We start from the raw sequence: 5,024 nt of genomic DNA, 5'->3' as shown, positions 1-5,024 counted from the left end.
CAGGACGGCCAACCCCTTCCCGAAGCGGCCGCGGCTGCGGTCCGCCGCGCGCAGGGCGGTCGGCTACCGGGCGGGGCGCAACCGCAATTGGAGGTGTTGCGCGCCAAAGGAGTTCCCGCGTTGATCGCCTCGGGAAACCACTACCCCGCGCTGGAACGAATTTGCGACGCACTCGCCGACACCCTGGACGGCGAGCGCGTAATCGCCCCTGGCGCAGGCCATTTCGTCCCAGCCGCACCAGGTTTCGCCGAACGATTGGACCGTTTCCTCGCATCGGCGTGAGTTACTCACTTCACCAACGCCCGAATAACCAGAGTCCGCAAGGGGAAGTCGAATTCGCCGGTGGCTGTTTCGGGGCGGCTGCTCAGATATGCAGCGATTCGCTCGAGCGCCGCGGTGCGCTCCGCGGGCGAGACGACCAAGGTGTGGGAGTTGGTTCCGATTGTGTCGGTGAGACTTTCGGCCGTGCGTCGGTGCGAGTGCGCGAATTCGGTTCGCTCGAAGGGGTAGAACAGTGGATGCGCCGGAAGTCCCAGCGTCGAGCGGCGTTCGAACGATGCGGTCGTGTATGACACCCGATCCAATTCGGCGACCCACTCGACCGAGGTGTCGTGACCGTTCCAGAACGCCGCGACCACTCCGGCCGGGCGCAAAACCCTCGCGATCTCCGGGAACGCGCGCGGTAGATCGAACCAGTGAAACGCCTGCCCCGCCATCACCGCATCCACCGAATCATCCTGTAGCGGAATTGATTCCGCGCTGCCCGCCAGCGTCGACACCGCTGGATATCGCCGCATCAGGACCGCACGCATAGCCGCATCGGGCTCCACCGCAGTCACCCGCAGCCCGGCCGCAAGCATCACCCCGGTCAGTTTGCCCGTCCCGGCGCCAAGATCGAGCACCTCGACATCGGGCTTTCCGTCCACCGGCCCGAGCGCCCAATGCACCCCCGCCACCGGATAATCCGGCCGATGTTCGTCGTACGCAGCCGCTTCCGCACCGAACGAACTCGCCCGGCGCGCCCGCAGCGCGGAATCCTCGACTTCCCACTCGCCCGCTCGGCTCACCCGGCCATGTTAACCGCCGCGCGCAGGCCAGGTTTGTCCATGGACGCCGCCAACCGATGCGTTTTCCCCACGGGATAGATTGCCCAGGACCGCAAGTTCCAACTCACCCAGAAGGACGGGATCCGACGTGTCCGACGCAGAACCGATCAGCTGGGACCATCTCAAAACACGACGCCCCGGCGATGCCGAACGAGCCGCCCTGCGCGCAACCCTCATCGACCGCGCCCTAGCGGTGCGGCAAAACGGATGGGACGACTACCGCACCGTATGGACCACCGGTGAACAAGCCGGCGTCGCCTACCTCCTGCAAGACACCGCCGTTCTGGAGGAACTCGAAGAACACGAAGGTTCGGTGTTAACCCGCTTCGCCGGAGAGCTGTACGGCTTCAACGGCGCCCGCAAGGACATCGAATCCGGCTTGGTCGGCACCCAAGAGTGGTTCGCCACCACCCGCAAGGAACTGAACACCCGCAGCCCCGGCTCCACCGACTGATCCGATCTGTGGTCAGGGAGCATCAACGCGAGATTTCTCCGAAACCGGAGAGTTGGCCACGGACCGGTACCGCCACGGCAACGCATTACGGGTCAGCGCGATGAACACCACCGACACCGCGACCGTGGTGAAAGCTGCCTCGATGACCTGGAAGACCTCGAACTCGGCTCCGCGTGGCATCTCCAAAACTCCCACTACCACCGAGAATGCCACCGCCGGAACCCGGAACGCGGGCGTCGTTGCCCAAGCCGCCAGCGGCACGATCGCCCACAGCAGGTACCACGGCTGCACCACGGGGGAAAGCAGCACGATGGCACCCAGCGCCAAACCAAGCGCGCCGATCGGGTGCAGGCGCCCGGTCCACGTGGCCACCAGCATGCGCAGGCTGATGAACGCGGCTGCCGCCATCGCGAGTAGGCGGGTGAAGGTCAGCAGCGCGGTGGTGTGATCGCCCAATCCCAGGAGTACACCGCCGAATCCGGTGATGATGCCGAGAGCCGTCGGAAGTGACATCCAACTGCGTACCGCATTGGCGGTGCCGAGGGTGTAGATCCAGCCGAAACCGAGCCCACTTCCCCAGCAGACCAGCAGTGTGGTCGCCGCCGCGATCACGCCGAGCACCACCGCGGCAAGAAACACAGGCCCGATGCGTCTGCCCCACTGCCGGGCCAGCGCCATGCCGACGAACCCCAGCGCGATGATCGCGGGAACCTTGACCATGGACGCGAGCGCGATCAGCACCGCACCGAACCCGAGCAGCGTCCAGGCTCGCCGGTCCCACCGGGGAGGTGGATCCGCCTCGGCGCCAGGGTTTGTGGGGAAGGCGCGCAGGCAGTATTCCAACCCGACCAGCATGAGTCCGAGCATCAGCGTGTCATTGTGCACCCCGGCGACCAGATGGAACAGCACCAGCGGATTTGCCGCGCCGAGCCACAGTGCGCTCACCGGCGCAACCCCGCAGCGGCGCGCCAACCGCGGCAGCGCCCACACGATCAGCGCCATCCCGCCGAGTTCGAGCAGCCGATGTGCCCAGACACCGAGAACGATGTTGTCGCCGGTGATTTCGGCGATGCCGCGGCCGATCCAGAGGAACAGCGGGCCGTACGGCGCGGGTGTGTCGCGCCAGATGGTGGGCACATTGTTGGTCAGCACATTGTTCAGGCCGAGCCCGGTGGCCGGGCCGACCACGTAGGGATCCATTCCGCGCCTGGCGATTTCGCTTTGCGCCAGATACGAATACACGTCATTGGAGAACATCGGCGGCGCGACGACGAGCGGCGTCACCCACAGCAGCAGGGTGCGGTCGAGTTGCGACCGACTGATCCGGTGCCAGGGCGCCCCGCCGGGGCCGCCGACCGCGAACCGGCCCAGCAACAACCACGCCGTCACCACCGCGACCACGCCGATCATGCACATTGCCAGCATGGACGTCGGTACTCGCGCGAACAGCCCGATCACCGCGAGTCCCGATACCGGATTCTGGTGCACCGGCTGTGCGCCCACACCGAGCGCACTGATCGCCATTACCACCGTGCCGGTCGTGCCGAGTAACTGGATTCGCCTGAACTGCAACGCCTCCCGGCGGTCGAGCCCCGGCACCTCCTCCTCGGCAGTGTGCAGACCAGCTACGTACTGCGCAGCGGAGGAGTCCAGACCGATGACTCGGCGCCCGAGTCCCGCGATCTCGCTCCGCATCCTCTCCGCAACCCACACACGGCGAGCCTAGCTGCATTCGCCGGCAGGTTAAGTGATCTTGATGCAGGCAAGTCCGCCTGGTCGGCGGGAACCGATCAGGAATCGAGAAGCCCGGGGTGATGCGGCGGGATTAGCGTTGCGGACATGGATATCACCATTCATTCGAGTTTTTTGCCGCATGATGATGCGGAGGCCGCGTTGGCGTTTTATCGGGATGCACTGGGCTTCGAGCTTCGTAAGGATGTCGGGTACAACGGGCTGCGCTGGTTGACCGTGGGGCCCATCGGCCAGCCCGGGACTTCTATTGTTTTGCATCCGCCGGCTGTTGATCCGGGCATTACCGAGGATGAGCGGCGCACCATTGTCGAGATGATGGCCAAGGGGACTTATGCGAGTCTGCTGCTGGCCACCGAGGATCTCGATGGGACGTTCGAGCGGGTCCAGGCCACCGATGCCGAGGTGGTGCAGGAGCCGACCGATCAGCCGTATGGGGTCCGGGACTGCGCGTTCCGGGATCCGGCGGGGAATATGGTGCGAATTCAGGAGGTGCGCTGAGTAACTGCCGCTGGAACCGCACACGCTGAAACGACCGGAGGTAGAAATGGCACAGGAAAAGCAGGCAGGCAAGCGCCCTGCCGGGACGCCGGGGGCGTTCTCACGGTGGATGCAGCAGAAAATGAACGGCCGGATGAATCGTAAGATCCGCAATGGTCACGGCACGTTCATGGGTATGGATGTGCTGATTCTCAATACGGTGGGCCGCCGCAGCGGGCAGCCGCGGCAGTCGCCGCTGGCCTGGTTCGCCGACGGTGAGAATGCGCGGCTGCTCATCGGGTCGGGCGGCGGCAGCCGGAATCCGGACTGGTACACCAATATGATGGCGCACCCGGAACAGGTGTCGATCGAACTGCCGGGACACGAGGCCGAACCTGTTGTCCCGCAACAGCTGGAAGGCGCCGAGCGCGACGAGGCGTGGCAGCGTATCGCCGCCGCCCAGCCTCGTATCGCCAAGTACCAGAACAAGTCCGAGCGCCGGTACCCGGTGGTCCGGCTCAGCCCGCGCTGACCCTGCACCGCGCGCGCACCACAGGCACTGTCACAACGAGGTGCGCGTGAGCACCCTGTCGATCAGGTAGATGGTCGCCGTGGTGGTGCGGAAGCCGCCACAGATCACCTTCGCGTCGTCCACATCGATACCGTCGGCCGATCGCGTCACGGTGACCTCTCCGCCATCGGCCGCCAGGTACCGGCCGCCGATTCGATCCGGTGGGAGATCGACGGGAACCAAGTGGTGCGCAATGATTTTCAGCAGTTCCGAGGCGTCGTTCCGCATGCGATGAACGGTATTTTCGTCGAGATTGTCGAGAGCGGATTCCTCGGGCACGAAGACGGTGAACCGCCGCGGCGCTGTCGAACCCGGCGACTGCGCCTGCAGTCCCGCATCTTTCGCGGCGGACAGCAGGACGGCCTCCAGCATCGGGTTGTCCGGGTTCGAGGCGGCCGCATCACAACCGGGACCGGTCAACTCGGACGGACGCTCGATATGCTGCGGCGCGGATGAAACCGGGGCTGGGGCGGCTAGGCCGATCGGGTCGGCGCCGCTGGTGAGTTGTTCGGGAGAACAGCCCAGCGGACCCGCTGCCGTCACTGCCAGCAGGAGCGCCGCAGCGCTCGAGCATCGCCTCAATGTCATTGTCCCCGTATCGCTTCCGTGATTCAAACGAACCAGGCCCCGGGATGCCGGGGCCTGGTCGTACGGCACTTCTTCC

6 protein-coding genes and 1 pseudogene are annotated in these 5,024 nt (G+C 65.6%); 4 read left to right on the top strand and 3 right to left on the bottom strand.

The features are described from left to right. Window positions 1–282: pseudogene (locus JWN03_RS38180) on the top strand (alpha/beta fold hydrolase); the annotation flags it as partial. Window positions 283–287: 5 nt separating this feature from the next. On the opposite strand, the gene JWN03_RS38175 reads toward JWN03_RS38180, so the two are convergent. Beyond that, the gene (locus JWN03_RS38175) at window positions 288–1,067 is read right to left on the bottom strand and encodes a class I SAM-dependent methyltransferase (RefSeq protein WP_297625944.1); all 780 of its coding nucleotides are present in this window, start codon (window positions 1,065–1,067) and stop codon (window positions 288–290) included. Window positions 1,068–1,194: 127 nt separating this feature from the next. Between JWN03_RS38175 and JWN03_RS38170 the strand changes: the two genes are divergently transcribed. Further along, window positions 1,195–1,560, top strand: coding sequence for a hypothetical protein (locus JWN03_RS38170; protein ID WP_297625943.1), 366 nt, complete (start codon window positions 1,195–1,197; stop codon window positions 1,558–1,560). Window positions 1,561–1,572: 12 nt separating this feature from the next. Here JWN03_RS38170 and mptB read toward each other — a convergent pair whose 3' ends face one another. After that, complete coding sequence (gene mptB / locus JWN03_RS38165; RefSeq protein WP_297625942.1) at window positions 1,573–3,255, bottom strand: polyprenol phosphomannose-dependent alpha 1,6 mannosyltransferase MptB; 1,683 nt, start codon at window positions 3,253–3,255, stop codon at window positions 1,573–1,575. 144 nt (window positions 3,256–3,399) lie between these two features. Here mptB and JWN03_RS38160 point away from each other — a divergent pair, with 144 nt between their 5' ends. After that, on the top strand, window positions 3,400–3,810 hold the full coding sequence (locus JWN03_RS38160) for a VOC family protein (protein ID WP_297625940.1): 411 nt from the start codon (window positions 3,400–3,402) through the stop codon (window positions 3,808–3,810). Window positions 3,811–3,856: 46 nt separating this feature from the next. Further along, window positions 3,857–4,321 carry a nitroreductase family deazaflavin-dependent oxidoreductase gene (locus JWN03_RS38155; RefSeq protein ID WP_297625939.1) on the top strand — a complete coding sequence of 155 codons (465 nt, stop codon included), beginning with the start codon at window positions 3,857–3,859 and terminating at the stop codon, window positions 4,319–4,321. Window positions 4,322–4,351: 30 nt separating this feature from the next. Here JWN03_RS38155 and JWN03_RS38150 read toward each other — a convergent pair whose 3' ends face one another. Then, window positions 4,352–4,948: a fasciclin domain-containing protein gene (locus JWN03_RS38150; protein WP_297625937.1), complete on the bottom strand. Its 597-nt coding sequence runs from the start codon at window positions 4,946–4,948 to the stop codon at window positions 4,352–4,354. Window positions 4,949–5,024: the final 76 nt, after the last annotated feature.

Origin of the sequence: Nocardia sp. (assembly GCF_025465275.1) — a bacterium.
Taxonomy (GTDB): domain Bacteria; phylum Actinomycetota; class Actinomycetes; order Mycobacteriales; family Mycobacteriaceae; genus Nocardia.
The sequence above is the reverse complement of the archived record's forward strand: the minus strand, read 5'-3'. Positions and strand labels throughout refer to the sequence as shown.